Source organism: Ignicoccus sp., assembly GCF_056435145.1.
The window spans coordinates 1-25731 of record NZ_JBWNMZ010000011.1; the positions used below are offsets into that span (position 1 = coordinate 1).

Below are 25731 nucleotides of genomic sequence, written 5' to 3' on the forward strand. Positions count from 1 at the left end.
GCTGCCCGCCCATTAAAGGGGAACGTGAGCTGGGTTTAGACCGTCGTGAGACAGGTCGGACTCTACCCACGGGGGGTGTCGGCCGCCTGAGGGGAAGGTGCCCTCAGTACGAGAGGAACGGGGCGCCCCGGCCTCTGGTGTACCGGTTGTCCGGCCGGGCAGAGCCGGGCAGCTACGCCGGAAGGGGTAACCGCTGAAAGCATCTAAGCGGGAACCCCACCCCGAAAAGAGGCGGCCATTGAGTGCTCCCGTAGAAGACGGGGTTGATGGGGCGGGGGTGTAAGCCTCGAGGGGTCTTCCCGAGGGGTGAGCCCGCCGCTCCCAATCGCCCGAGGCCGTTTGCCTCGGGCGGGGCTTCTCACCCGGGGCGGGCCGCAAGAGTAGGCTCCGGCTCGTCCCCGGGGGTCCCGAGGGCCCGGAGGCCGGCAAACCTCGAGGCCGGTCGACCCGGATCGTGGGCCCCTTCTCTCCTCTCTCGCCCTACACGGTTCCCCCACGTTCCTAGCTGTGTCGAGTTTACCCAAACCTTGTATTCTCCAGCCGTCCCAACCGTCCGACCTCTTTCACGCGTATCCGAGGGACCCAACTGTCAAAACGAACCCCTCAAAACTTATTAAGGCTTACAGGAACCCTCCCCCGGGCCCGTAGCTCAGCTGGAAGAGCGCCGCCCTCGCAAGGCGGAGGTCCCGGGTTCAAATCCCGGCGGGTCCACCACCTCCAAAATAGGTATGGCGAACGTTCTCCGTCCCTCGCCCTCCCACGCGTTCCAACAGGCGTCGGGCGACCTCCTTGTCTTCCTCGTCTCCCAAACGGAGGGCTTCGCGAAGGAGTTCCTTTATCCTCTCCCTCTCGTCCTTCAAGTGGAGCCTGGTTATCAGGACTAACGCTTCTAGGATGTAGAAAAAAGCCCTACGCGGAGGCCTCGCCGGCCTCCAGAAACCCTTGGTCGGCCTGCACGTGACCCTCGCGGGGAAGGAGTAACGGTAACTCACCAGTTCGCACTCGACCGCTAGGTACCAGCGCGAGGGGCCGGGACCCACTGGGGTCCGTTTTAAGGGCCCCCTCTTAAACACAGCGAAGTCCGCGTACTCGGCGGAGGAGCATGAAGCGAACAAGAGCACTTTGCCCTCCTTCAGCATCCTGCCCTCAAAGCGTCCAGGGTATACGTTGAACGCTAGCTCGTCTCCCTCCCTCCACACCCCCAAGACGCTCCGAACGCTTCCAGAGACGGCTAAGCTCTCGTTGTATGTGCTGCTAAAGTATTTCAGCGTTTCGATGCCCTCCAGAGCAACGGAGTCGCGGATTGCACGAGGCAAGTTACGCCCTCATGATAATAGACACCGTCATGGAAGCTCTTAAAAATGAAGGACTTGAGAACGTCAAGGTAACTAAGGTCATAGTTAAGGTAGGGGAGTTGAGTCTGGTAGACCCAACGGCCCTGCGCAACGCCTTCGAGGCGTACTCCTTGGGAAGCCCCTTGGAGGGGGCTGAGCTAGAGATAGAGGTCGTCCCGTCTAAGTTCATGTGCAAGAAGTGTGGCTACGAGTGGGGCTTTAGGGAGGCTTACCCCGAACTGGAATCCAACATACCGGTAATCCACTTGTACCCTCACCTAGTTAAGGAACTGCTCAAGTGTCCGCGGTGCGGTAGTTCGGAGGTGGAAATAGTGCAAGGAACGGAATTCGTGATAGAGGGATTCGAATATCAAGACGGGAGCGAGTGAACCCCAAAGCCAACCAACGCACTTTCATTATTAATTAACGTTCGCACACTCTTTGTTGGAGGCAAGAGATGTCAGCTCTGAGCGCACGGAAAGCGCAGAGCTTTCGATTACTTGAGCCTTCCCGTTACGACGGCGACACAATAAAAATAGCGAACCGCACTATAAAAGTAGGCGGTCCCCTCCCCAAGCTCAAAGAGGGGGAGAAGCTACTAAAAGTCACTAACAGCCTCTGTCCGGAATGTTACAGGCTCCTCCCGGCAGTAGTGTTCGAGCGCGAGGGAAAGGTCTACATAAGGAGGGTCTGTCCGGAGCACGGCGAAATAGAGGAAATATACTTCGGCGACGCAAAGCTGTACAAGAAGTTCGAAAAGTGGGAAGAAGACGGAAAGGGGACTACGGCCTACACGAAGCTCACGGCCCCTTGTCCGTTCAGCTGCGGCCTTTGTCCGATGCACAAGAGCCACACAGCTCTGCTTAACTTAGTCGTCACCAACCGGTGTGACTTGACCTGCTGGTACTGCTTCTTCTACGCTGAGAAAGCTGGGTACGTGTACGAACCCACACTGGAGCAGATAGAGTTCATGATCAAACAAGTCATGCGCCAAGGCGTTCCCGTGGCCGTTCAGCTGACCGGCGGAGAGCCGACCATGAGGAGTGACCTACCGGAAATAGTCAAGCTCCTCCGTAAGCTGGGAGTTAGGCACATACAGCTCAACACTCACGGCATACGCTTCGCGGAGCTCTACTTAAAGGATCCGAGGGCGGCGGCCGAGTACGTGCGGACGCTGAGGTACGTGGACGGCCAGATAGGGGTGAACACCGTCTACTTGTCATTCGACGGCGTCACGCCCAAGACTAACCCCAAGAACCACTGGGAGGTCCCCTACACCTTCGCGGCCTTCAGGGAGGGCGGGATGACCTCCGTCGTGTTAGTTCCGACAGTGATAAAGAACTGGAACTTACACGAGGTAGGAGACATAGTTAAGTTCGCTGCCCTCAACATGGATATAGTGAGGGGAGTGAACTTCCAGCCAGTATCGCTGACGGGATTGATGCCTAGGAGAGAGAGGGAAAAAGCCAGGGTGACCATACCCGACCTGATAAAAGCTCTGGAGGAACAGACCGGGGGTCAGATAACAGCCGACGACTGGTACCCAGTACCCATAACTGTGGCCTTCTCCAAGTTCATGGAGAAATTCTCTTACAACACTCCCCATTTCGAGATGACGAACCACCCCATGTGCGGAGCGGCCACCTATGTCTACGTAGAGCGCAAGGGCACAGAGGTGAGCTACGTCCCCTTGCCGAGGTTCGTGGACGTGGAGGGGCTCGCGGAGTACTTGGAGGAGAAGGCTGACGAGTTGGAGAGGGGCAGCGCGCTAACTAAGATGAAAGTGGCCATGAAGATATTATACAACTTGAGGAAGTTCATAGATCAAGAGAAGGCTCCTGAGGGCTTCGACTTTTGGAAGCTCTTGTACCAAGTAATACTGAAGAGGAACTACGAGGCCTTGGGTGAGCTGCACTATAAGCTCCTCTACATCGGGACTATGCACTTCATGGATCTCTACAACTACGACGTCCAGAGGGTCATGAGGTGTAACATCCACTACTCGGCTCCGGACGGGAGGATAATACCCTTCTGTGCTTACAACGTGCTCAACGACTTGTATAGGGATTATATAATAAAGGAAAACAGCATGAGCTTAGATGAGGCCAAGAGGAAGTTGGGCCCGGAAGTGTTCCGGAAGTACATAAGGAACGTGAAGTTGTTGGAGTCCGGCGAAGAGTACAAGAGGACCTACGCCCCGTTCATGGAGAAAATACGCTCTTTGCGGACCTCTTAGCGAAGTACTTCTCGTACAAGTCTTTCCTTATGTACACTTTTCCCCTTTTTATTTGGAACACCAAGCCGTCCAGAGGGTTAGGGGGCGGAGGGGGGCACCCCTCCGGTGGTTGTGTACCCAAGTACTTCCATCGGAGCTTCGCTCCGTCCTTCTCATACTTATAAAAGTATTTGCCTATGTACACGTATACCTTCCCTTTGCTCTTCACGTAGTGGAAAGCCTTCAGCATTATGTTTTTTGGAAGCTTTTCGTTGTACTCGTAAAGCTCTCTTAAGTAACCGTCTAACAGCTCTTTGAGTTCCTTCTGGTCCACCTCTACGTATTCCAAGGGAGGACCCATTGGGATCTAGGGCGTTGAGGGGGACGAGGTGGCGGGGAAAGTATCATTTGAATGTTACCGAAGAGGGCGCCGGGGGCAGAGTGCTTGGAGTGGGAGACTCTCAGGGAAAGGATGATAAGGATCCTCTCGGAGACGCGCGAGCCTCTGAGTGCCAAGGACATTGCACTGGAGCTCGGCATAAAGGACGAGAAGCTTGTGTACGAGGAGCTAAAACACGTGGCCAAGACGGTCAAGAGGAGGGGAATGAGGCTCTACGTGCAGCCGGCTTACTGTAAGAAGTGTGGCTTCGTCTTCAAGGACGCACATCTGAAGAAGCCGTCCAAGTGTCCGCGTTGTAAGAGCCAGTGGATAGAGCCCCCGAGGTTCGTGATAAGGTGAAGTGCCTTGAGGGAGCTAGCGGCCGGAGCGCTCTTCGCGGGAGCTATAGCCCTCATGGTCTTCTTGCCGGAGTCCAAACGCCCTTGGGTAGCCTTGGCGGGGGCCGCCTTGGCCCTCGCGACAGGGCTCGTGGAACCCTCCCGCCTCCCCGAACACTTGAACTTGGACGTGCTGGGCTTGATAGCCGGGGCGTGCGTCATCTCGGCCTACTTGACAGAGTCGGGCTTGACGGACGAGCTGGCGCGGAGGTCGTTGAGGTGGAGCGGGGGCGACTTGAGGAGGCTCACTTGGTCGTTGGCCGTGGTTTCCGGAGTAGTATCACTCTTCATTGAGAACGTGACTACTTTGATAATGTTGGCCCCAATGGTGTTCGGCGTAGCCCGCTCCTTGAACGTTAACGCTGTTCCCATGTTACTCGCTGTGGCCTTCGCCTCGAACTTGGGCGGGGCGGCGCTGTTGGTGGGCGACCCACAGAGCGCCTTGGCGGCGGGATACTTCAACTTGGACTTCGGCGACTTCTTATTCCACGGCGACAAGCCCTCTATATTCTGGATGGTCTTAATTGCCCTATTTACATCCACTACGGCCTTTGCATACACGTTCGTGGAGGGAAAGTTCGATGTACCGAAATCTGACGACACGAAAAGCTCTATAAGGGATAAGAAGCTAGCCTATGTAAGCTTAGTGGCACTGATGATTAAAATACTGTTGCTGGCATTCAGGAAACAGCTCGGCATAGGGTTGAGTCTGCCGGCCTTAGTGGGGGCATCTATAATAATAGCATATACAAGGGACTTTAAGTTCGTTGTGAAGTCGGTCGAGTGGAGGCTGTTGGCGTTCTTGGCCGGAATGTTCGTGATGGTCGGTGCCTTGCAAGACAGCGGTACCATGAGGTTCGTCGCCGAGATTTTTACTAGGGCGGCCTCGTGCGACTACTACAAGTTGACAGCCTTAATAGTTATGGTGTCGGTCGCGGTCTCGGCTGTGGTGGACAACGTCCCGTACTTAATGGCGATGTTTCCGGTGATCTCTAGGTTGTCTGCGCACTGTAACATATACTACTTTAAACTGTTGCTGGCCCTCTTGATAGGGGCTACCCTCGGGGGTAACATAACTTACTTCGGGAGCTCGACTAACATAACGGCGGTCCACTTGCTGGAGGAAGAGGGGTACGCGGTGAGGTTCCGGGAGTTCCTTAAATACGGAGCTTACTACACCGCTTGGGCGCTGGGCTCGGCCTTGGTCCTTTACTACGCCTTGTGGAGATGACGAGGGATTATCGAAGGGAGCGATGACCGACGGGAGTACGGCGGATCCGTGACACCGTCCCAACCGCTTTAATTACTCGGGTGAGCGATACTAACGAAGTACCGGGGACGCGAGGTGGAGACGTTAGGGCCCGTGCGTAAGGCCTCTATCAGTACGTTCCTCTTCAACTTTGGCATTCCCGAAGAGGAATACTTGAAAGAGGCTGAATCTGACCTGCTGAGGATGATTGCCAGAGCCGGGGCAAAGCCCTTGGAGCTCCCGGCGGAGGTGACGTTCGACCAGCTGGTAGCGACGGTTGGCGAGGCCCCCTTGGAGGAGGCCCTCCAGAGGGCGGAAGCCTTGCTAGAGGTCCTCAACATGCCGGAAGGACACTTAAAGGACACATTGTTAGACTTGCTGAGCGTAGATATAATCGACATAATAGCTATGATAGCCGACCAGTTCGGAACAGACCCTCAAGACGTGTACTGGGCCTTCGCGGAGATCGGGAACAAGGAGAGTAGGGCTAGGGCGGCGGTAAGTACCCTTGCTAACTTAATATTAGAGTCTATAAGAAGGGAGCTCGCCTAGAGCTCTTTATTCCCTACGTCCCAAGCTCGGAAGGGCAGATCTCTTTGTTGTCGCAGAACACCGTAGGTCCCCTGGCCCGCGGCACCTCCGTTTTGGACGCGGCCAAGAGCATGGTTCTTAACAACACCCCCTACGCGTTGCTCGAGGGAGCCCCGCTGGTTATGATAGACGCAGTCCAGATACTGAGGGCTATATCTTTAGCCGACACGCCGATAGACATTATAGAGGTGTTTAGGACCGACGCCTCAGAACTGGCCTACGAGGTCCCCGTAATTAACGGGTCCGAGGAAGCTGTCAAAGTCATGTTGGGGAGGGACGTGAGCGCGGTAGCGGGGAAAGGGGGCTCCCTCCTAGACTCTCTCTACGTATTAGTAGAGCACGAGGAGGAGTTGGAGGCTCACAAGGTCTCTGAGATAATAGACAAGAGGTCCCCATTGATAAACCCCCTTTGGGATTTCATGAAAGCCTTGAAGGCGTCCTTGATCTACCCGTTGAGGGGTCACGCGGTGGTGGGTCAGAAGAGGCCCTTCGGCATAATAACCCCGCTGAAGTTCTTGAGGTTCTTGACTTTGGAGAGCACATTGAGTCAGCTAGAGATGGGGGAGAGCGCCCCCTTGGAGAGGGCGGCCGGCGACTTGGCAGAGCCCTTGCCTACCTACCCGACGCCGGAGACCAAAGTATCAGACATAATCAAGGAGATGGTCGAAATCAAGAGCGAGGTGTTGCCAGTAGTGACGGAGAGGCGTTACGCGGGGGTGGCTAGCGCCAGGGAGGCGCTGTCCTTATTGATATAATTGGCGCGGGTGGAGCCCTTTGTGCGTCAAGCTGGCTGACGCCTCCGCCTCGGAGGTCAAGAGGTTAGCCAAGGCCGTCTTGGTGCCGGTTGGTAGCTTGGAAGACCACGGCCCGCTGCCCTTGGGGCTGGACACCAAGATAGCCGAGGCGGTGGCGTGTGGGTGCGAGAAGGCTGTAGTGGCGCCCTCCATAAATTACTCGTTCAGCCCCGAGCACCCCTTTTCAGTGACTGTGTCCCTTCCTACGCTCTCAGCGTTCTTGTTGGAGGTTACTTCCCAGCTGTACAAGTTGTTCTCCGTTCCCGTGGTCTTCGTGGTAGCCCACAAGGGGGCCACGCCGGTGATCGAGGCCGTCGCGATGGAGGCCTACAAGAGGGGGGCCAAAACGGCAGTGCTAGACGTGTGGGGCGTAATAGAGTCCTTGGGCTACGACGACTTTCAGAAGCTCTGCAGGGCCGAGGCTTCTTTGGCTTTGGCCTTGGGGTACAGCGTGGTGGTCAGGAAGTCGAAGAGGTACAAGAGTCCTCCAGTGGAGAAGGGGATCTTAATACCTTGGCACTCCGGGGAGTACGGCTGTTCCCCTGAGTCAGTTTCCGAGGCCCGCAAGGAAGAAGGGCTCCGAATAATTGAGGAGGTAGTTAAGGCGTTGAGGGAGCTGGTGAGGGACCTTGAGGATCTTGGTGGTGGGGGAAGGTGAGGAGTGTTCGGTGATAGCAGAGACCATGGAGAGGGGAGGCTACGAGGTCAAGAGAGCCTCTAAGTTAAAGGAGGACGAGGACGTGTGCTTTTACCAAGCCGTCATAAGCTGCGGGAGCGACGAGGACGTGATACAGAGCGTACTGGACGTCTACTCGCTGGTCCTAGAGAACGACTGTCAAGCGCCCAGAATAGTCGCCCTCGCGGACGACCCCAACGTGAGGGTAATATTAGAGCGCTTGGGCGCTGACGTAGTGCTCCCGGTGAACGCGGTGGCCAGGGTGGCGGCGTCCATAGCGACCTACCCCTACGCTGGCCTGCTCTTGTTAAACGCCATGAAAGGCGAACTCAAGGTGGCGTCCAAGGAGTGTCTCAACGCAGACGAGTGCGACGCGTTTACGTTGGCGGGGGAGAAGGGGATACCCATAGCCGTGCTGAGCAGGGGGCGTTGGATGCCGCCCAGCACGCACTTGAAGCCCGGCGACATAGTGGTTTACTTTGTGGTGAGCTAGAGATGGTGCAGAGGTGTTGGAACAAGGGGCCCTTAGGCCCCACGGTGGGCACCGGGTGTTTCGTCCTATACTACTTTGACGAAGACGACGGGGTCGCGGAGGCGCTGACGAAGGCTTTCGGAGGGAAGACCGTGGCGGCGGAGGAGGCTCCGGACCCGGACGAGGTAGTTCACAAGAAGGCGCTGGTGTGGTGTTGGTAGCTCAGTACCCCCTCCTCAAGAACTCTCCGAAGTCCAAAACATTGATGACCAAGCCTTTCTTCAACAGACCCAACCCTAACAAGACTTCGTCCCAGTACACCAGAACGTACCCCCTCTCGCACGAGGGCTTGATTAATTCGAAATCAAACAGATCCTTCCCGTATAGGAACAGCATAGCCCTCCTCTCGTCGGGGGCCACGACGACCCCTCTCTCGGCCCACCGGGCTAACAGCTTGACCCCGCCTGGGGTCACAGCGTTCCTCCTCTCCACGTAAAATGAGCAGCCTTGGTACCCGGCGCAGAGGGAGCTGCCCTTACGGAAGAGCCTTACCTTGGGCTTTGCCCCCAAACACGCCGCGAGCTCTCGAAAGCTCGGGACCTCAGGCCTCACACGGCTCATCACTTCTCAGCACCAGTTTTGGTCTTCACGGACCCCACTACTTCTTTATAAAATAAGAACTCTTGAAGCTTGTTCAAGATGTTACTGACGTAGTCTATTTTCCTCCTTAGATCGTAGTCCCTGGGATTTACATACAACATGAATACGTATATGTTTTCTATGGCTTCCTTGACCTCTTTTGAGTACTCGATGTCGCCCTTGAGCATGTTGTCAACTGCCATTCTCAAGAGTTCTCCGGCGGCATCCATAATGCCCGCCACATACTCTTGAACTGAGGTCTCGGCCTCCTCTAAGGTCGGAAACCTCCTCTCCTTCTCGAATAAGTATATGCTGAGGGCCTCCACGTATTCTTGTTCGGCGGTCAACGCTATATTTATAGTTGCGAGCCTCAAGTTAGTTTTTAACAACTCTTTCAATTCGTTCCTCAACTCCTTCATTTCTCTTACTAACTGTTCAGCCCTCTTCACTTCACCCCTCCTTATTGCATAGATGCAAAGCTTGCTGTTCTTTATTATTTGCCTTGAAAGGTCGTGGAGCTTGTCCTTCATTTCGTCGTACTCGTCAAGCATTTTCGCTAGTTTTTCGGCGTAGTCCTTAGTTAGGGGAGTGAACGTCCTCTCAGACATCTATCCCGGCCTCCTTCAACCTCTTCCTCATTAGCGGTACGTCCGTTTCTGGGAACAGTTCGAGCCTTTCCTTTATTTTCCTCACGTTTAGGCTTATCTTGCCGCTGTCGGCCAGCGCCTTAACTCCCCTTATTATGCTTATAGCTTCTGGGTCCTCGCTCCTCGACTTCAGCACTACGTAGTCTTCCGGCGATACTTTCTTTATCTTTACGCCCTTGATCTCTATAGCCTTAGCCCCGCTTAGTATCTCGTCGGGTACGTAAAAGTCCATAATGTTGTCGTAAAACTCTATTTCGACCTCGTTCTTGGGTCCCTTGGCGACCATCTTGGGCGTGCCCAAGCCCGTGTGACCGTACTCCCAGCCCTCCTCGTCAGCGATGGTCCGGAAGAAGTCCTCTTCTACCAATGCGTAATGGTTTGTAGGAAAGAGGTCTAAGTCCCCGCTGAACTTCTTGTTCTTCGCTTCCAACTCCACGGAGGTTCCGCCTATTATTACTGCGTCCAAGCCAGCCTCTTGTAGCTTCTTCATTACATATATTAGGTCATCTAAAGTGAACGTCAAACCGCATTACCTCTTGCCCCCGAGCTCGTAGTGCTTCGGTCTGAGGTTAGTGCTCTTACACCTCCTACACTTGGTGGCCCCCCAAGGGTTCAGCGCGCCGCACCTTCTACACACGTACTTCTTGAGAACCCTCTTCTGCACTATAGCTACCAACTCGGGGTCTGTCACGGGCACTTTCGTTCACCCTACGCACCCACGCCCGGAGAAAGTTATATTTTCTCCAACCTCCTTCGTCATTAACCCGAACCCACGAGGTGCCGCGGGTACTCGACGTTGCTGAGCGATTTGGATAAGAGATTGCTATACGAATTACAGTACAACTTCCCGCTCACGCCCACGCCTTTCGAGGAGGTGGCTCGCGCGCTGGGCACCTCCCAAGCGCATGTCCTAGAGAGGACTAAGAGTCTGATGGATAACAAGATAATAAAGAGAATAGGATTTACTGTCAACTACAAGTCTATGGGTAAGGTAGCGGCCCTAGTTGGGGTGAGAGTGAAGGATAGGAGGGACGTGGACGCTTTAAAGGAGGTGTTGATGAAAAACCCGGAGGTAACTCACAACTACCTCAGGGAGGACCCCGACTACCAAGTCTGGTTCACCATAAAGGCCAAGAACCTGGAAGCCCTCAGAGAGGATGTCAAGAACATACTTGAACCCTTAGGCTTAGAGGAGTACGTGGTGTTGCCGAGCAAGAAGGTCTGCAAGGTAAGCGTACGGTACGACCCGATAAAGGGGATCGCTTGGAGTCCTTACACCCCCCAGAAGGATGAGGTCCCAAAGCCGGAGGACTTGGGACTGCCCAAGGAATTCCCGAAAGACGTCTCGAGGCTAAAACCCGTCGAGAGGCCTTATGCGGAAGTCGCTAAGAAGTACGGGATGACGGAAGACGAGGTGGTCGACAAAGTTAAGTTGTTGTTGAGGGAAGGAGTTTTGAGGAACCCTGGGGCCAGCGTGGACGGAGACAAGATAGGGTTCAAATATAACTCAATGATAGTCATGAACGTAGACGACGACGTGGGAGCTTGTAGGAGGATAGCGGAGGAGGTCCCAGAAGCTTCTCACGTAGTGGCCAGGATAGTGGACGAGAGGTGGCCCTACCCGGTGTACTTCGTGTTGCACGCGACGAGAAAAGAGCTTGTGGAGGAGGTCGCCGCAAGAGTCATAGAAGAATTTGACCCTTATGACTATAGAAAGCTCTATAGCCTGGAGAACTTGAAACCCGGAGTAGCCCGCTGACCTAACGAGATGCAGTAAGGTATTACGGTCTCTCTCTGACTAATAAGGCCGCTCGGTTCTAAGGTAGAACCGAGGAGAGGGACATGCCGGCCAGAGGCATAAGCTGGGCGGCGGAAGTCTTGAGGAGGCTTAAGGGCGTCGACTTCCCAGTGACCAAGGAGCAGCTGAAGGAAAAGCTTAAGGGGATGTATTGGAGGGGTCTGCCGATAGAGGAGCTACTGGAAAAGGTTGAGAAAGACACCTTCGATACGCCCGCCGAGGTCCTCCACTACTTGGCCGAAGCCGCCAAGAAGGTGGAAGAAGAGAGGGGCTTGGTGACGCACAGAGGCATAAGCTGGGCGGCGGAAGTCTTGAGGAGGCTTAAGGGCGTCGACTTCCCAGTGACCAAGGAGCAGCTGAAGGAAAAGCTTAAGGGCGTCAGTTGGAGAGGCATACCCATCGAAGTGATATTTGATCACATAGAGAAGGATACCTTCGAAACGCCCGCGGAGTTGTTACACGAGATAGCGATCACCGCCAGAAAGCTGGAAGAGATGGGCTACGCGAGGGAGGAGGTAGAACTCCCCAGCGCTTAATTCTCCTTTTTTAACTTGCTTCTCGCCTTCCCTCTAGGCAAAGGGCGACTTGAAGAGGGTGCCCCCAGAGGTATGCGCTAGGTGTAAGGGCTACCGGAAGCTCTGCGGGGCGAAGAGGTGTCCGATCCTAGAGAGGGCGCGCAGCTTCTATTCCGCCGGTTGGGATAGCAGGAGGCCCGAAGGCCCTACTCCCCCCTCCCCGCTCGTGGGGGAAGCGGGCTACCCCAAGGTCCCCGTGTCCTTAGGCATTTCCCCATATGGGGATCCAAGGGTTAGAGACTCGCCGGAGCTGTGGGCGCGGGAGGGGTTCGACCTCGAGGCGGTGGCCAGGCTCCGAATGGAGATGATCTTTCCGTTCAAGAGGTTTGACGCGAGGAGGCCGGAAGAGTTGCTCAAGGGGGACTTGCTCTGGGGAGCTGTCTCCGAGAGGCCCGTGGACGCCGAGGCTAAGAGCTCTGGGAGGCCCGTTCCGCCGTCTTTGGACGGCATTTTGGCTCCGGTGGGGGTATCAATCAAAGCTGATGAAATAAAAGTTATTGATAACCCTAAAGTCGATCCCTTGTTAGAGAGAAGGGGCGGCGAGAAGCTGAAGGCAGAGGCGGTAGTGAAGGAGTTATTCAGGGCGGGGAGGAGTATATACTTGATCCAGAAGGCATTCAGCGTCGGTATGTTTGGAATAAAGAAGAGGCTCGTGCCGACCCGCTGGGCGATCACGGCCGTCGACGTGGCAGTGGCCAAGGCGATAAAGGAAGACATGAAGGGCTTCCCGTGGATCGAAGGTCCTAAGGTGGGTTTCCACACCCACTACGGCAACGTCTACAAAGTCCTGTTGCTCCCCGGGCCTCCCGCAGTCGAGATGATAGAGGTCTGGGAGCCGAGGAGCTTGTGGACGCCCAAGGAAGTAACTATATATAACTACGAGGGGCCCACAGTGGGGTCCAAAGCTGAGGACCCGGACGACGGAGGCTTCCACGCGTTGAAGGTCGGCGTTCTCAAGGCATTAAGGGAGAGGGGGGTGAGCGCTACTGCATTAGTCATAAGGAGGGTGACCCCCGATTACTACATCCCCTTGGGGGCGTGGCAAGTGCGGGAGGGCGCTTACTTGGCTGCGCTGAAGGCATTGGATTCTGGGAGCATGAACTTGAAAGAGGCCTTAGAGTTGCTACAAGACGAGAAGGCTTCGATGTTCAGGAGCTTGAGGCAGAGGAGCTTGAGTGAATACATTCCTTTGGCAACTCGTCGGTCCAAAGCTTAGGCTCTTCTACCTCCTTAGGCATATCTTTGGTATTGACGAACATTTGGTAAACGGCCTTCCACCCTATTGGTCCCTTGCGCGTGACGAGCTTACAGCGCTTCAGGCACTCCACGATCTTCCCCCTTTCTTTACAGAGCGAATAAGCTATGAACTTCGCTATCATCTCCTCCACGTACCCTACCCTGCTCCTCCCCTCGTTCAGCCTCTTCGCGAGCCAGTTGCCGAACGCTTGTAAGCTTTTCAACACCGTGTCCATTTTTATTTCGTCTATGAAGGTTAAAGTAGTAACGTCGCCGACGCTCAATTTGTCCCTCTTAACGCGCACTTGGAAACACTTGTACACCTTTCTTTTGGAGTTGCTGATACATGTCAATATTAGGTAGGCGGCGTCGCCGTCCTTAGCGACAGTCGCTTCGAACTCCGTGCACCGCGCGGCCATTCTCATCGCGTTTGTAGTCGTCAGTAGACCTTAATTAGCGTCCACCTAACCTCCTCTCAGGGCTACGCCTTGAAGCTCATCTACGAAGGAAAAACTAAGAAAGTGTACGACTTGGGGAACGAAGTGTTACTCAAATTCAAAGACGTGTTTACAGCGTTTGACGGCAAAAAGGTGGAGAAGGTTGCTGGAAAGGGGGCGGTGAACGCTGAGTTCACCGAACTGTTAATGAAGTACTTACAGCAGCGCGGGATCAAGACTCACTTCTTGAGTAGGAAGGGTGACGAGATAATTGCCCTTAAGACCAAACCTTTACCGCTGGAATTTATTGTGAGGAATTACGCTTACGGGAGTCTGTTGAAGAGGCTCCCGGTGCTTGAGGAGGGCCAGAAGCTGGTCGTGCCGGTCTTCGAGGTGCACTACAAGAACGACGAACTCCACGACCCCTTGCTGGCGGAGGACGACCCCGTGGCGGCCGGGATCGTCACAAAAGAAATGATGAAAAAGATTAGAGAGATTACTTTGAATGTTAACGATGCCCTTTCGGGGCTGTTTGAGAGGGCGGGGTTCAAGTTGATAGACTTCAAAGTGGAGTACGGAATTAGTAACGATGGTGAGGTGATACTAATAGACGAACTGAGCCCCGACTCCTTCAGGGCGCACAAGGGAGGCGAGGCTTACGATAAAGACTTGTTCCGCCGCGGGGCGAGCGGCGAAGAAGTCTTGAAGAGGTACGTGGAGCTGTTAAGAGCCTTGAAGGGGGCGCTGAACGTTGAATGAGTACTTGGTCGAGGTCATAATCCGGAACAAGAGGGTAGCCAGAGATCCCGAAGGCGAGACCATAAAGAACGAGCTTGTCAACAGAAGTTCATTCGCCAGCTCGATAAAGGAAGTTAGGTCTGGTAAGTGGCTCTTGTTTACAGTGTCGGCCGACAACGAGGAGGAGGCGCTAGAAAAGGTGGAGAAACTCTGTAGAGAGATGCGCATCTTTAACCCGGTGGTCCACGAGATGGAGGTGAGGCCCTATCAGGGTGGCCGTGCTTAAGTTTCCGGGCACCAACGGCGACGAGGACGTCAAGCACGTAGTAAACTTGTACGGGATGGAGGGGGAGGTAGTATGGTACAAGGAGTTCAGGCAAAGCGAGTGGGACGCAGTAGTCTTAGCCGGAGGCTTCAGCTACGCCGACCGGCTGAGGGCGGGGACGATAGCTTCCGTAACGTCAGCTATGGATCAAGTGGTCGAGGCCGCCGAGGAGGGCAAGCCAGTTTTGGGGATTTGTAACGGCTTCCAAATGCTCATGGAAAGAGGATTAATGGGCAGTGGGGCGCTGTTACATAACACGAACAACAAGTTCGTGTGTAAGTGGGTGAAATTGAAGGTTGTAGACGATAAGACTCCTTGGACCTTGGATTACGAGCTCGGCGAGGAGGTCGACATGCCGGTGGCCCACGCGGAGGGGAGGTACTTCGCGGAGAGCGAGCCCAACAACGTAGTATTTAAGTACGTCGACAACCCAAACGGGAGCTTGTGGGACGTCGCCGGCCTCCGCTCGCCCGGCATGAGAAACGTGGTAGGCTTGATGCCCCACCCCGAAAGGGCGGCCGAGGAGGTCCTGGCCCCGCCGGGGAGGGGACCGGGAGGGAGCAAAGTTTGGACCAGCTTGAGGAGGGCTCTTAAGCACGGGTGGTAGGGCACAAGAGTTCCTTCAGCCTCGACAACAATTTCTCCTTCTCCTCCAACTCCTTTTGAAGCTCCTCTAAGCGGGCCCTTAGCTTCTCCACCTCCTCCGCGGAGCTCAGTTGGCTTATCTTCTCCCTCAGCTTCGCGTTCTCCCTCTCTAGCTCATTTATTTTGGCCTCCAGCTCCCTTATCCTCTCTTCCGGAATGATTACGCCCTTGATCGGTATCACCAGCTTGAGCTCTCCTCTCGCTAACATTTCGTAGGTCTCGAGGACCAGTTTCCCCGCTTTGGTCTTGCCCTTGAGGTGGTTCCTTATGGTGCTTTCGCTCCTCCCCAGCTCTTCTGCTATCTGGGATATAGTGTAGCCGGCCTTGTACCTAGCCAAGGCGGCGGCAGCTACGGCCAAGCTGTCCACCCACGTGGCCCTTTCCACGGGGTCGAGTATCAATTGAATTACGTCAGGCCTGTAGATAGTGCCTATAATTAAGGCCGTCTCTAGCTCCATTATTTCCTTTTTGCTGGTCGGTCTCAAGGGCACGTGACTTAAGTCTATCTCTACAGTCCCGTCTTCCCGAGTTCTTACGTACGCGCTCATTCCGCTCAAATCCCTTCTACCGACGGTTACGGGGAGTTCAACCTTTACTAGCTTGAGTCTCGCAGCGAGCGGGGGCTATAGGGGAATGAGCAAGCTCGCGTTGACGTCGCTCGCGCTGATAGCGGTCGTGGTCGCGTGGCCCATAAACGTAACGCTCGTATACGAGAACCCCGAGGCTGCGAGGACGCTTCAGCTGCCTTACCTCAAAGTCTCCTTGACCGCGGACTACGACCCTATTTCTATGACAATGAGAAACGTGAGCTTGAACGTCGACGCGGGGAGTGAGGAAGCCTCGAGGACCGTGGAGGAGGCCTTAGCCACTCACTTGAGCGGATGTGACTTGACCTTCAAGGTTCCGTTGCCGACAGTTTCTAAGTGTTTGTTAAACTCGATAAAGGACTTCATATCTATGACGTTACTGGAGTTAAGCCCGAAAGAAGTGGGGGCCGACAGCGATCTCTCGGGCGTGGCCTACGTGAGCGAGGCTTTGGAGGTAACGGCCAAGGTACCGGGAAGGACGCTCAAGGGCGTGGCTCTTTACCGCGCTAAGGCCCTAGAGCCGGGACCGGAAGAACGGCTCACGCTGGTCCTCTCGGGCGAACGGGCCTACTTGCGCCTAGAGGGGAGGTCTAGCCCTGGAGGGAAGCCCTCGCCCTACGTTCTCGTCTCTTGGCCCGAAGGGGCGGGCGTCATCTCGTTAACGTCCGAACCTTTGACTAGGCCGCTGTTAGTCGGCAGAACCGTTTACTTCAAGCTGCCTGTCGTAAGGTACTTCATAGGGTTGGATAAAGCCCGGAGGAGTTATTTCTATTACTTCAACCCTCCGACGGCCAGGCTATCTCTCCCTGTCGGCAACGTCAGTTTGAAGTTCGGCGGGGGAAAAGGAGGGACCTCCGTGAGGGCTGCGTGTAACCTAAACGTAGCGGTTCTCGCGAAGGGAAGCCACTCGGTCTCCCTTGTCTCCCCGTCTTACGAGATCGAGGTTAAGGCGCCCCCCTTCGCCTACGTGAGCGTGCCGGTCCCGTGCAGAGGTTTGACCGTACTGAGGGTCGACGACTCCGTGGCAATACTGAACCTAACTGAAGTCGTAGACAAGAATCTGGTCGTATTCCCGGAGTCCGGCGCACTGAGGCTGGTGACTATAAACTCCTCAGAGCCCTTCGAGGTAGTCGTCGGCGGGCGAGCGGTCTACTGTGGCGCTTTCTGTTACGCTTTGTTGCCCCCGCGCCAAGTTGCGATGCAGTTCGTGTCCGCCTCGAAGGGGACTGCGACGTCCTTAACGATATCTCCGGAGGCCGCGGAGGTCGTCTTGAATTTCCCCCCCGCACAGCCCTCTAGGGGTTGTCTTGTTAAGTTCGTAGCCCCCTCGCCGGTGGAGGTGGAGGTACAAGCGGGCCAGTCCGTCTTCGGACTGCAAGTTACGAGGACCCCGACTACGGTAGTCTTGCCGTGCGGCGGCGAGGTCAAGCTGAAGGTAGGTAGGTACGAGGCCTCGTTGAAGGTCTCTTCCGGTGAGTGGGTCTACTTGTGTCCCAGTCCCTATGCTCTATCCGGCGAGAGCATTAAGATAAACACAACAATGATACCCCCGATAAGCGTAAGTTGTGACGGCGGCCTCACTTGGGCTTTAGTGAATAACAACACGTTTACGTTCGTCAAGCCGAAGTATGCTTACGTCCTTCTCAAAGCCGTAGATTCGACCGGGAATGCATTGGAAGTTATAATACCTGAGGGCATAAGGGAAGTCAGCTTGAAACCCTCAACGACGAGCGGGGAACGAGTCGTCAAAGTGCCGTTAGGCAACTTAGACACGTCCGTGAAGGTCGTTCTGGACGGCGTCGGGGAGGGGCTCATCACGCTGAGTAACGGGACTGCGAGCGTGCAGTATTACGTGAAAGGCGCCGCCCAAGTTATGATCCCCCGCCAGTGGGCATCCCAGAAGCTCATCTTCAGCGTTACCACCCCCGAGGGGGCTCTGGCGAACACCACCTTGCCCCCCTTGATGACAGACAACAAGGTGGCTCCGATATACGCTATTATAAACAGAACTATAAGTGTTAAATACCACAGCTTGAAGGTGGTGGTGTTACGCGGCGAGAGAGAGGTAACTACAACGTTGCTAGTCAACGGGAGGAAGGTAATAGTAAACGGTAGTGCGGTATTCGTCGTACCCACGAAAACTGTCACGCTGAAGCTTGGCGACAAGGAGTTCGAGGCGCTCGCAAACGGGGGTACGGTCGTTCTTAGGCTATCTCCGCAAGCTTCGGTCGAGCTAGCGGTTCCGGTAACTGTGGAGCTTTACGATAACTGGAAGCCGGTCAAGGGATTGGTGAAGTTCAGTTTGGCTAACCTCACTTTGACCTATCCGGTGGACAAGAAGGCTACAGTGCTCCTACCTCCTGACGCCTTAAACGCCACGTTAAGGATGTTAGTCGTGGAGAACAACAAGACGTGTGAGGTAAAGCTACCACAGCTGCTCACTTCGGTTGGCAACAGACGCCTCGTCTCCAGCATAGCGGTGGAGCCGGGCGAGGGGACGTGTTACGTATACAAGATCGTGACATTGGAGGAGAAGGGCTACCTCAAGAGTCCCGCCGTCGTTAACGTGACTGTGGACGGGAAGAGTTTGAGGGTACGCGGTTCAATAATACTGGTATACGACAAGCCCACTTTAGAGCTGAGGTTGGGCAACCAGACGTTTAGCGTCTCGGCCGGCGGCACGGTTTACTTGTACGCGAAGCCCAAGGAACGCGGCCGGGCGGCGAGGAACGCAACGGCGGTCGCGCCGCCCGCGATAAGCGTGGTGAACATTACGGAGAAATGGAACCCAGTGGGAGAACTTCCCGGAGTTTTGAGCTTGAGCGCGGGGATGTTGTTGGCGCTGGGAGTTATGAACTCCATAGAACCATCTACCCCGTTGTACGCGACGGCTTACGCCGTAGCTTCATTGAGCTTCATAATGGGTATATTAACAGTATCCATAATCCTCTTGAAATATTTCTCTACAGGATGAGGTCCAGCAAGCTTTGGAAGGCCTCGTCGTCCATAGTCCTCTTGTACTTCCTCGCGGCCTCCAGCAGTAAGGCTTTGTTAACCTTGAGTTTTTCGGATATGATGGAGGCTGGCGGGGAGGGCTTTAATAGCAGTCCGGACGCCAATGAGGTCACGTTCGAGGGCCTCCTTACCTTGGAAGCACTGCCGTAGTCAATTATCTTAATTTCGTCACCGACGAGCACGTGCTTCCAAGGCCTGGTCAGCTCTCCGTGGTCCACTCCCTTCTTGTCGAGCTCTCTGCCGGCCTCCAACACCTTGACTATAAGTTCCTTGAGCCCCATAATGTCCAAATTTCCAATGACATTTTCAATGCTGGGGAACGATACGTATTCCATTATTATGAAGTCCCTGTCGTAGTCGAACACCTTCGGCGCCACGGGCCACGCGTACCTCTGTAGCTCGGCCTCTTTTACCATGTCCACGTTCGCGTCGCCCCTCCTAACCTTTAGGGCTACAACCTTCCCATTCCATTCGGCTAAGAACACTACTCCCCTGAACCCCACCCCTAGGACTTTGAACCCCCAGAGGTCGCGGGACCCGAAGTTGTAGATCCACTCGACGCCCCTCCCCTCCAAGATTTCCCCCAGCTCGCACGTCCGTTTCGGGAAACAGATGGGAGCCTCCTCTGGGCGGACCTTCAAGACCAAGCCGGTCTCCCCGAGACGAACTCTGCCAACCATTCCTCTTCCGCAACCTCAACGCTTTCTATTTTACTGTTGTTGAGGATCAAACTCTTCGCTCTCAACTTATTCAACAAATCCGCGATTGCGTCCTTCACTTTGGTGTACTTCCTCTTTCTCCTGGCGAAGAGTCTTCCTCCGTCCACCCACCAAGACTCCTTATCTTTCACGAACCTCAAGGCGTGAGGGCTCCAAGCCGGCGGTCCCCTCGCCACTTCCCACTCAGGCAAGGCGTCTTGTAAGAACTCGAACGCGACCTTGGCCACCTCCCCGTCGCTCCATACAGCGAACCTCGTCACATCAAATCCCATTATTCTCAAGTTCTTCGCCAGAGACTTAGCGACCCTCTTCAGCTCTCCCCAGACGGTCTCCGGAGGGGCTCCGGAGGTCGGGATCTCCACGACGTAAGTCGGCAAGAGCGGCCTTGCGGGGGCGGGCTTTGGAGGGAAGAAGAAGCTCTCGGAGGGCTCGGATGTGTAAAGCTTAGACGCTATTATGAAGGTAGAGTAGGAGTTCAAGCCTACGGCTGCGGCCGCGTTCCTGTTGGGGTCCGTGGGGTCCGGCACTATAAGCGGCCCCTTGAACATCTTTAAGGCCTCTTCCTCACTCAGCGAGGTTTCTAAGACGGTAGGGGGCCTCCACTCTCGCGCCGCCTTCACTGTCCCCTCAAAGCTTCTGTAGTACACGGCGAGTACCTCACACAGGAAGCCGGAGAAACCTTGGACGGCTATCTCCGCCCCGTAGACCCCTATCCCCTTCATGAATGCCTTGAGCAACCTCACGTCGTCTCTTATCCTTTCCCCCAACCTCTTCACTTGTTTTAGGAACCACTCCGTGTGGAAGGGGGTCCGGTCGACTGCGGTTATCGCGTCGCTGGCCCTCTTCACCTTGAACGCCGGCACCAATTCCACGGGAACTCCCTCGACGACGACCCTCACGTAAGGGTGTTCTGCGAACCTCACTTCCGGCTTTCCCAACTCCTCAGCGGCCTCTAAGAGGATAGGAAACGCAACCTCGCTTATCCACTTCTTGTCCCTAGGCGGGAATAACACGAACACGTCAAGCTCCAACGAGCCTCGGAGCCACGTTCCCTTCCTCGCGCTACCTTGCAGAGTCACTTCGCCTTCTAAGTCCTTCTTCCTCAAGGTGTCTTCGAGAATCTTCTTCGTTACGATAAACACCTCGTCCCTTAGCCTTATTTCGTTTTCGGTCGGCCTTATCTTGCTTAAGACCCTCTCCTCTATGTCAGCGCGAGGGGAGCTCAAGCCAGCTCTACCTCTCTTAGGGTCTCGTATATCGGTCCTTTGGGCGTCAACGTACTCTTTTTCAACCTTATCTTCTTCACCTCTAGCTCTCCTAACTCTATATCCTTCATATCGTTAATCCACTTGACTAGGGCATCCCTCCCCCTCCCGCTCTTGACCCTCGCCAAGGTTACGTGAGCGGTGAAGCCCTTAGTTTCTGGTTTAAAACCTAACTTCCTTAGCTCTCTCTCCACGTTTTCGAATATCTTCCTCAAGTGCTCGTCGCCCTCAACCCCCACCCAAACCACCCTTGGCCTCTCTGGGCTCGGAAAGGCCCCTACTCCCTTTAGCTTGAGTTTGTGTTGTTTCACGTCCTTTACGGCGTTCCTCATGATATTTTCTATCATATCTACACTTTCTTCGGGGACGTTGCCCAAGAACCTTATGGTGATGTGAAAGTTCTCTTTTTCTACCAGCTTTACGTCAGCTCCGGTGTTCTTCAAGGACTCCGCGAGCTTGGCTAGCCTCTCGCTCAGCTCCCCCTCTATGTCTACCGCTATGAAAGCCCTCAGCAAGTTTCAACTCCTCCAGGAGGTTTAGGGCTGAGCGTAAGAGTTGTAACGCTCTGAACGCGTTGGCCCGGCCGCTCCAGTAGGGAGGGGACCTCAAGTACGCCTCCTCTACCTCTCTCACGGCCTTCATTAGGACCTTTTCTATCACTCGTATTCTCTCCATACGTGCCCGCACCTCGTACACTTGTAGAACCTCGTCGGGGGTTCGTCCCCGGCCCTCGTCTGCACGAACCAGTAGTAAGCCTCGTCGTGACCGCACTTGGGACATATGACGTCTCTTGTCTTAGGGAGTGTCTCAACCTTTATGTTATTCTCTATTACAATAGTTTTCTCCTTCACGCTGTGTCTTATTTTCTTCGCCGTTCTCAACGTGCTCTGAGCCCCAGTAACTTCCATTTCGTAGCCACACCTCATGCACTTCAGTACCGTTTTACCGCCTACCCTTCTGGCCACCATCAACGAGCCGCACTTAGGGCAGAACCTCAACTTCTCGACCACCAGCTGCGGAACGACGCTCAGAGGTTTATTGCTTAAACAGCGACGCAGCTTGAATAGTGCCTCACAAGTCGCGTACGGGGGCACAAGCGTGGACCAAAAAGATCACATGGATTACGCCGTCGAATTAGACATAGCCGTCAAGCCCACGACGCCAGTTCCCAAATTGGGTGCGGAGTACGGCTACTACGTGGGGGCCGGAAACCCCCTGTTCAGCGTTGGCGGAGGGGTTTTGAGGACAGCCTTGAAGCACGTCCTACACAAGTACCACGCGAGGAAAGGGTATTACGTAGTGGAGACGCCGACGATAGCTAGAACTACGCTCTACGAGCTCACGGGCCACTTGAAATTCTACAGGGAAAACATGTTCTTACTGAATATTGAGGGCGACGAATACGCGATAAAGCCGATGAACTGTCCCTTCCACGTGCTCATATTTACGAACTTACTGCAGAAATATTCGTCGAAGGTAAAGTTACCATTTAAGATATTCGAGACGGGAACGGTCCACCGCTATGAGATAGCCGGGGCATTGAGGGGACTGTTGAGGGTGAGGGCCTTCACTCAGGACGACGCCCATTTGTTCTCCCCAGAGGAACACGTAGAGTCAGCGTTAATAGAAGTATTTGAAATGATGAAAGATATCTACGAGAAACTCTTCCACATACCGGTCACTTCCCGGACCGTGAAGTTAAGGCTCAGTCTCTCAGATAAGAGCAAAATAGGCGAGGAGTTCATGGGAGAGCCGGAGATGTGGGCCTTCGCCGAGGAGAGGCTATTCAAGGTAGCTGAAGAGGTAAAGAGGAAGTACGGGATAGAATTTTTCGCGGAAGAGGGAGAGGCAGCCTTTTACGGCCCCAAGTTGGACGTAGTGGTCTACGAAGAGGGGGGAAAGGAGTGGCAGATAGGCACTGCTCAGTTCGACTTCAACCTCCCCAAGAGGTTCAAACTAGCCGAACTAGTCAAGGAGACTCACGGCGTAGACACGAATTTGTACATGATACACAGAGCTTTGTTGGGTTCGCTCGAGAGGTTCTTGGGGATATATTTGGAGATGTTTAAGGGTAGGTTGCCGTTCCCATTGGCGCCGCTGCAAGCGTTGGTAGTGGAAATATTAACCGGGAATGAAGAGATCGATAGAAAGATAAAGGAGTTAAGCGAGAAAGTGACAAATATTTTGAGGGAGAAGGAAATTCGTGTCACAACGTTGACGAGTACTAAGACTCACTTATCAAGAGACGTGAGGAAGGTAGAGTCGACCGTGAAGCCCCCTCTGGTACTTTACGTTGGCAAGAAGGAGGCCGAGGAAGGGTCGGTCTTGGCGAGGCCCTACGACCACCACAAGAGGAAAAGGGAGCAATTGAAGTTGAAGGCGGCCGACGTCCTCAAGGTAGTCGAGGAGATGGAGAGGGGGGCGGTGGAGTTGGCGGGGGCTCCGGTGAGAGTACCGGCCGACCTATCTTATATGGTGTAAACCCTTTCTTACCTCTCGCCCAGAGTCCCTAAAGGGCGAAAGTGGTTGAAGCTCACCTTCTTCGACGCTAGAGTATGGAAGTACGTGATATCAGGAATTTCTAAGGTAGTTAAGGAGACCGTGGCACACGTGAATGAGGACGGGTTCAGGATAAAAACTATGGACGAGTCGAAGGTTGTTCTAATAGATTTCGCAATACCGTCTTCGGGCTTCGAGGTGTTTGAAGTTGAGAGAGACGTCAGCTTTGGCATCAATATGGAAGACTTAGCTAAGGTTATGAGGAGGGCCACGAAGGAAGACAAGTTAAGCATAGAAGTTGGTGAGAACAGCTACTCGATAGTGTTCGAGGGCCACGGGTCGCGAAAGTTCACCTTACCTCAGTTGGAGGTCTACGAGGAGGAGTTGCCAGAGGTGGACCTCGAGTTGCCTGCAAGCGTCGAGATCACATCGGACTCCTACAGAGAGCTCATAAAGGACTTGGAACCCATAGCGGACACGGTCACTTTCAACCTAGAGCCCGGCACTTTGAGGGTCGAAGCCAGCAGCGACTTGGGCTACGCAGAAATTATAATTTCTGAGGACTCTGGGGTGCTCTTGGACTACCGGGTGCCGGAGAGCGTGAGGTCGTCCTACGGCCTTGAATACCTTACCTACGTGAGTTCGGTATCTCAAGTGGCAGACAAGGTGGTGTTGGAAATAGGGAACGACATGCCCCTTCGAGCTACGTTTGAGATAGGAGAGGGTGGCAAGCTTGTCTACTTACTCGCGCCGCGTGTCGAATAAGCTGTACTTGATGATATTAGAATATTACAAGAAAGCGAGGTTTGAAGTACCGGAGGACTTGAGCCAGAGGGAGGTGGCGGTCCAGACAGCCGAGGGCGGGATGGTAAGGCACATGAGTGCTTCGGACGTGGAAGAACTGAGGTCCTTAGTTATCAAGAAGCGTGGGTTGGACGTGTACATATCGACGGCCAGCTACAGGGAGCCAGCCGCCCCCAAAATGGAGGCTAAGGGGTGGCTTAGGGCCGACCTACAGTTCGACATAGACGTCGACCACGCGCCCGGCTGCGGGCCTGCTTACAAGGCTTGTGGGGAAACGGTAGTTCCCTCCTCCGCGGACTGCGCCGGCGAGCCGCTCCCCCTCTTGCCCAAGGAGTGCCTGTACTACGGTTTCGAACGGGCGCTCAAGCTCGTAGACGTCCTCGTGAGGTATTTTGGGATAGAAAAGGAAAAGGTAGAGCTCCACTTCTCAGGAAACCGGGGCTTCCACGTCGTCGCGCGAGACACGCAGTACGATGCGGCAGATCAGACCTTGAGGAGGGAGGTAGTTGACTTCATAGTGGGTGACCTCTTAATTAAAGAAAAGTTCTGCTTGGAGGGGAACTGCTTCGTCCCGAGGCCCGAGGAGCCCGGGTGGAGGGGGAGGTTAGGCGAGGCACTCTCGAAGTTGCTCCCGGAGCGGGTGAGGCTCTGGGGGGAAGTGGACGATCCGGAGGTGGTTTTCGAACGGGCCCTCGCTTCGGCAAAGATAGACGTCGACAAACAAGTTACTGTAGATACTAGTAGGTTGTTGAGAGTCTTGGAAAGCGTCAACCGCAAGTCAGCATTGTTGGTAAAGAAGATAGATAAATTCATATGGGACTTTACATTAAGCCCTTTCATTGATTACGTAACCTTGGTTAAGTCTAAGTACGACTTCGATTTGGAAATCCTAGGCAAGCGCGTGTCTATGAAGAGGGGAGAGGTCGGAGAGCTCCCGGGCCCTTTGTGGGGTTACTTTGCGGCCAAGGTGCTAGTTGAAATACTGCGCTTCGACGAGCTCCCTTAGCGAGGTGAAGGTGACGTTGCAAGTTTACTATGCCTTGAGGCATCCAGACGGCACCAAGTCGTTTGATTACTGGCTGTTGAAACAAGCCCACTTGGCTCGGAAGTTCTACTTGGGTACTTACTACATACCGTCCAAAAAGGTGTATACGGCCGTGTTCAAGAGGACTGGTCCGGCCGACCGGAGCGCCTTCATCGAGGTTACTTCCGAGGAGTTGAGGAACTCTTACAAGATGATATGCATAAAGGGGTGCGGCCAGTGTTGTGAAAGGAACTCCGGCGCGGTAATACTCGAGACCGAGGCCCGCGATCTAGGTATAGAGATAAGGGACAAACCGAAGGTTAACGTGAGGTTGCTCGACGGCACCGAAGAGACCGTTTACAGGTTGGACGTCCGTCGCTTCGGGCAGTGCGCCTTCTTTAATAGAGCTAGGAGGTCTTGCGCCCTCGGCCGCAGGAAGCCCGTGCTCTGTCTCATCTCCTACTGCGGCGCGTTTGCAGAGAAAAAGGGGGAAAAGTACGTTAGGGTGTCTGGCAAGTTCTTACCGGATGGCAGAGTAGAGATGATCTTCGAGAAGGTGACGCCTTCCGAGTGGAATGAGCTGAGCGAGATGGTTAGGTCCGGCGTAAACGTCTGGAGGGCGGTCGCGGAGGTCTTGAGGAGAAGGAATATTACTTCTCGGGTCCGTTAA

The 25731-nt window shown here is 54.6% G+C and carries 32 protein-coding genes, 1 tRNA gene and 1 rRNA gene; 22 read left to right on the plus strand and 12 right to left on the minus strand.

Features of this window, described 5'->3' with window-relative positions:
- Together AC1HCZ_RS03770 and AC1HCZ_RS03775 are read left to right on the plus strand one after the other, a co-directional pair.
- Window positions 1-345 (plus strand): 23S ribosomal RNA (locus AC1HCZ_RS03770); the annotation flags it as partial.
- A 293-nt stretch (window positions 346-638) separates the two neighbouring features.
- Window positions 639-714, plus strand: a tRNA-Ala gene (locus AC1HCZ_RS03775).
- On the opposite strand, the gene AC1HCZ_RS03780 is transcribed toward AC1HCZ_RS03775, so the two are convergent.
- The gene (locus AC1HCZ_RS03780) at window positions 693-1316 is read right to left on the minus strand and encodes a DUF447 family spectrin-like domain-containing protein (RefSeq protein ID WP_479462216.1); all 624 of its coding nucleotides are present in this window, start codon (window positions 1314-1316) and stop codon (window positions 693-695) included. The two genes, AC1HCZ_RS03775 and AC1HCZ_RS03780, sit on opposite strands and share 22 nt — an antisense overlap.
- On the opposite strand from AC1HCZ_RS03780, the gene AC1HCZ_RS03785 reads away from it, so the two are divergent.
- Both AC1HCZ_RS03785 and tes read left to right on the plus strand, forming a co-directional pair.
- Window positions 1304-1723, plus strand: a complete 420-nt coding sequence (locus AC1HCZ_RS03785) for a hydrogenase maturation nickel metallochaperone HypA/HybF (RefSeq protein ID WP_479462217.1) — start codon at window positions 1304-1306, stop codon at window positions 1721-1723. The two genes, AC1HCZ_RS03780 and AC1HCZ_RS03785, sit on opposite strands and share 13 nt — an antisense overlap.
- 68 nt (window positions 1724-1791) lie before the next feature.
- Window positions 1792-3570: a tetraether lipid synthase Tes gene (tes, locus tag AC1HCZ_RS03790; RefSeq protein ID WP_479462218.1), complete on the plus strand. Its 1779-nt coding sequence runs from the start codon at window positions 1792-1794 to the stop codon at window positions 3568-3570.
- Here tes and AC1HCZ_RS03795 read toward each other — a convergent pair.
- Window positions 3536-3898: a hypothetical protein gene (locus AC1HCZ_RS03795; RefSeq protein WP_479462219.1), complete on the minus strand. Its 363-nt coding sequence runs from the start codon at window positions 3896-3898 to the stop codon at window positions 3536-3538. The genes tes and AC1HCZ_RS03795 overlap by 35 nt on opposite strands.
- 96 nt (window positions 3899-3994) lie before the next feature.
- Between AC1HCZ_RS03795 and AC1HCZ_RS03800 the strand changes: the two genes are divergently transcribed.
- The 7 genes from AC1HCZ_RS03800 (at window position 3995) to AC1HCZ_RS03830 (ending at window position 8329) form a co-directional block, all read left to right on the plus strand.
- On the plus strand, window positions 3995-4288 hold the full coding sequence (locus AC1HCZ_RS03800; RefSeq protein ID WP_479462220.1) for a transcriptional regulator: 294 nt from the start codon (window positions 3995-3997) through the stop codon (window positions 4286-4288).
- Between the two features lie 6 nt (window positions 4289-4294).
- Window positions 4295-5557: an ArsB/NhaD family transporter gene (locus AC1HCZ_RS03805; RefSeq protein WP_479462221.1), complete on the plus strand. Its 1263-nt coding sequence runs from the start codon at window positions 4295-4297 to the stop codon at window positions 5555-5557.
- A gap of 114 nt (window positions 5558-5671) precedes the next feature.
- A complete protein-coding gene (locus AC1HCZ_RS03810; protein WP_479462222.1) occupies window positions 5672-6127 on the plus strand; it encodes a hypothetical protein in 456 nt (151 codons plus the stop codon).
- 44 nt (window positions 6128-6171) lie between these two features.
- Window positions 6172-6921, plus strand: coding sequence for a hypothetical protein (locus AC1HCZ_RS03815; RefSeq protein WP_479462223.1), 750 nt, complete (start codon window positions 6172-6174; stop codon window positions 6919-6921).
- Window positions 6922-6940: 19 nt separating this feature from the next.
- On the plus strand, window positions 6941-7618 hold the full coding sequence (locus tag AC1HCZ_RS03820; RefSeq protein WP_479462224.1) for a creatininase family protein: 678 nt from the start codon (window positions 6941-6943) through the stop codon (window positions 7616-7618).
- Window positions 7590-8129 carry a potassium channel family protein gene (locus AC1HCZ_RS03825; RefSeq protein ID WP_479462225.1) on the plus strand — a complete coding sequence of 180 codons (540 nt, stop codon included), beginning with the start codon at window positions 7590-7592 and terminating at the stop codon, window positions 8127-8129. The genes AC1HCZ_RS03820 and AC1HCZ_RS03825 overlap by 29 nt, the downstream gene beginning before the upstream one ends.
- A 2-nt stretch (window positions 8130-8131) precedes the next feature.
- A complete protein-coding gene (locus tag AC1HCZ_RS03830; protein WP_479462226.1) occupies window positions 8132-8329 on the plus strand; it encodes a hypothetical protein in 198 nt (65 codons plus the stop codon).
- Window position 8330: 1 nt separating this feature from the next.
- Here the strand turns inward: AC1HCZ_RS03830 and AC1HCZ_RS03835 are convergent, their stop codons facing one another.
- From AC1HCZ_RS03835 to AC1HCZ_RS03850, 4 genes are read right to left on the minus strand one after another with little or no spacing between them, the layout of a single operon-like run.
- Window positions 8331-8729, minus strand: a complete 399-nt coding sequence (locus AC1HCZ_RS03835; protein WP_479462280.1) for a hypothetical protein — start codon at window positions 8727-8729, stop codon at window positions 8331-8333.
- Window positions 8729-9355, minus strand: a complete 627-nt coding sequence (locus tag AC1HCZ_RS03840; protein ID WP_479462227.1) for a translin family protein — start codon at window positions 9353-9355, stop codon at window positions 8729-8731. The genes AC1HCZ_RS03835 and AC1HCZ_RS03840 overlap by 1 nt, the downstream gene beginning before the upstream one ends.
- Window positions 9348-9917, minus strand: coding sequence for a nucleotidyltransferase (locus AC1HCZ_RS03845; protein WP_479462228.1), 570 nt, complete (start codon window positions 9915-9917; stop codon window positions 9348-9350). The genes AC1HCZ_RS03840 and AC1HCZ_RS03845 overlap by 8 nt, the downstream gene beginning before the upstream one ends.
- 6 nt (window positions 9918-9923) lie before the next feature.
- Complete coding sequence (locus AC1HCZ_RS03850) at window positions 9924-10091, minus strand: 50S ribosomal protein L40e (protein WP_479462229.1); 168 nt, start codon at window positions 10089-10091, stop codon at window positions 9924-9926.
- A gap of 99 nt (window positions 10092-10190) precedes the next feature.
- On the opposite strand from AC1HCZ_RS03850, the gene AC1HCZ_RS03855 reads away from it, so the two are divergent.
- The 3 genes from AC1HCZ_RS03855 (at window position 10191) to AC1HCZ_RS03865 (ending at window position 12983) form a co-directional block, all read left to right on the plus strand.
- On the plus strand, window positions 10191-11153 hold the full coding sequence (locus AC1HCZ_RS03855) for an AsnC family transcriptional regulator (protein ID WP_479462230.1): 963 nt from the start codon (window positions 10191-10193) through the stop codon (window positions 11151-11153).
- An 83-nt stretch (window positions 11154-11236) separates the two neighbouring features.
- Window positions 11237-11728, plus strand: a complete 492-nt coding sequence (locus tag AC1HCZ_RS03860) for a DUF2795 domain-containing protein (RefSeq protein WP_479462231.1) — start codon at window positions 11237-11239, stop codon at window positions 11726-11728.
- A 58-nt stretch (window positions 11729-11786) separates the two neighbouring features.
- A complete protein-coding gene (locus AC1HCZ_RS03865; RefSeq protein ID WP_479462281.1) occupies window positions 11787-12983 on the plus strand; it encodes an Nre family DNA repair protein in 1197 nt (398 codons plus the stop codon).
- Here the strand turns inward: AC1HCZ_RS03865 and AC1HCZ_RS03870 are convergent.
- A complete protein-coding gene (locus tag AC1HCZ_RS03870; protein ID WP_479462232.1) occupies window positions 12916-13428 on the minus strand; it encodes a hypothetical protein in 513 nt (170 codons plus the stop codon). The genes AC1HCZ_RS03865 and AC1HCZ_RS03870 overlap by 68 nt on opposite strands.
- Before the next feature lie 63 nt (window positions 13429-13491).
- On the opposite strand from AC1HCZ_RS03870, the gene AC1HCZ_RS03875 reads away from it, so the two are divergent.
- Genes AC1HCZ_RS03875 through purQ form a run of 3 tightly spaced genes read left to right on the plus strand, consistent with a single transcriptional unit; the run spans window position 13492 to window position 15110 of the window.
- Window positions 13492-14199 (plus strand): phosphoribosylaminoimidazolesuccinocarboxamide synthase, encoded by a 708-nt coding sequence (locus tag AC1HCZ_RS03875; RefSeq protein WP_479462233.1) that lies wholly within the window; start codon window positions 13492-13494, stop codon window positions 14197-14199.
- Window positions 14192-14464: a phosphoribosylformylglycinamidine synthase subunit PurS gene (gene purS, locus AC1HCZ_RS03880; protein ID WP_479462234.1), complete on the plus strand. Its 273-nt coding sequence runs from the start codon at window positions 14192-14194 to the stop codon at window positions 14462-14464. The genes AC1HCZ_RS03875 and purS overlap by 8 nt, the downstream gene beginning before the upstream one ends.
- Window positions 14451-15110, plus strand: a complete 660-nt coding sequence (gene purQ, locus AC1HCZ_RS03885) for a phosphoribosylformylglycinamidine synthase subunit PurQ (RefSeq protein ID WP_479462235.1) — start codon at window positions 14451-14453, stop codon at window positions 15108-15110. The genes purS and purQ overlap by 14 nt, the downstream gene beginning before the upstream one ends.
- Here the strand turns inward: purQ and AC1HCZ_RS03890 are convergent.
- The gene (locus AC1HCZ_RS03890) at window positions 15094-15696 is read right to left on the minus strand and encodes a helix-turn-helix domain-containing protein (RefSeq protein WP_479462282.1); all 603 of its coding nucleotides are present in this window, start codon (window positions 15694-15696) and stop codon (window positions 15094-15096) included. The two genes, purQ and AC1HCZ_RS03890, sit on opposite strands and share 17 nt — an antisense overlap.
- Window positions 15697-15748: 52 nt before the next feature.
- On the opposite strand from AC1HCZ_RS03890, the gene AC1HCZ_RS03895 reads away from it, so the two are divergent.
- Entirely contained in the window at window positions 15749-18709 is a 2961-nt protein-coding gene (locus tag AC1HCZ_RS03895) for a hypothetical protein (RefSeq protein WP_479462236.1), read from the plus strand.
- On the opposite strand, the gene AC1HCZ_RS03900 is transcribed toward AC1HCZ_RS03895, so the two are convergent.
- From AC1HCZ_RS03900 to AC1HCZ_RS03915, 4 genes are all read right to left on the minus strand, one after another.
- Window positions 18699-19397 (minus strand): serine/threonine protein kinase, encoded by a 699-nt coding sequence (locus AC1HCZ_RS03900; RefSeq protein ID WP_479462237.1) that lies wholly within the window; start codon window positions 19395-19397, stop codon window positions 18699-18701. The two genes, AC1HCZ_RS03895 and AC1HCZ_RS03900, sit on opposite strands and share 11 nt — an antisense overlap.
- On the minus strand, window positions 19388-20695 hold the full coding sequence (gene cca / locus AC1HCZ_RS03905) for a CCA tRNA nucleotidyltransferase (RefSeq protein ID WP_479462238.1): 1308 nt from the start codon (window positions 20693-20695) through the stop codon (window positions 19388-19390). The genes AC1HCZ_RS03900 and cca overlap by 10 nt, the downstream gene beginning before the upstream one ends.
- Window positions 20692-21249 carry an RNA 2',3'-cyclic phosphodiesterase gene (thpR, locus tag AC1HCZ_RS03910; RefSeq protein WP_479462239.1) on the minus strand — a complete coding sequence of 186 codons (558 nt, stop codon included), beginning with the start codon at window positions 21247-21249 and terminating at the stop codon, window positions 20692-20694. The genes cca and thpR overlap by 4 nt, the downstream gene beginning before the upstream one ends.
- A gap of 141 nt (window positions 21250-21390) precedes the next feature.
- Window positions 21391-21732 carry a transcription factor S gene (locus AC1HCZ_RS03915; RefSeq protein WP_479462283.1) on the minus strand — a complete coding sequence of 114 codons (342 nt, stop codon included), beginning with the start codon at window positions 21730-21732 and terminating at the stop codon, window positions 21391-21393.
- A gap of 100 nt (window positions 21733-21832) precedes the next feature.
- Here AC1HCZ_RS03915 and AC1HCZ_RS03920 point away from each other — a divergent pair, with 100 nt between their 5' ends.
- Genes AC1HCZ_RS03920 through AC1HCZ_RS03935 form a run of 4 tightly spaced genes read left to right on the plus strand, consistent with a single transcriptional unit; the run spans window position 21833 to window position 25731 of the window.
- Window positions 21833-23215: an aminoacyl--tRNA ligase-related protein gene (locus AC1HCZ_RS03920; protein WP_479462240.1), complete on the plus strand. Its 1383-nt coding sequence runs from the start codon at window positions 21833-21835 to the stop codon at window positions 23213-23215.
- Window positions 23216-23260: 45 nt separating this feature from the next.
- Window positions 23261-23998 (plus strand): proliferating cell nuclear antigen (pcna), encoded by a 738-nt coding sequence (pcn, locus tag AC1HCZ_RS03925; RefSeq protein ID WP_479462241.1) that lies wholly within the window; start codon window positions 23261-23263, stop codon window positions 23996-23998.
- On the plus strand, window positions 23988-25043 hold the full coding sequence (locus AC1HCZ_RS03930; RefSeq protein WP_479462242.1) for a hypothetical protein: 1056 nt from the start codon (window positions 23988-23990) through the stop codon (window positions 25041-25043). Before pcn ends, AC1HCZ_RS03930 begins: the two co-directional genes overlap by 11 nt.
- Window positions 25012-25731, plus strand: coding sequence for a hypothetical protein (locus tag AC1HCZ_RS03935; RefSeq protein WP_479462243.1), 720 nt, complete (start codon window positions 25012-25014; stop codon window positions 25729-25731). The genes AC1HCZ_RS03930 and AC1HCZ_RS03935 overlap by 32 nt, the downstream gene beginning before the upstream one ends.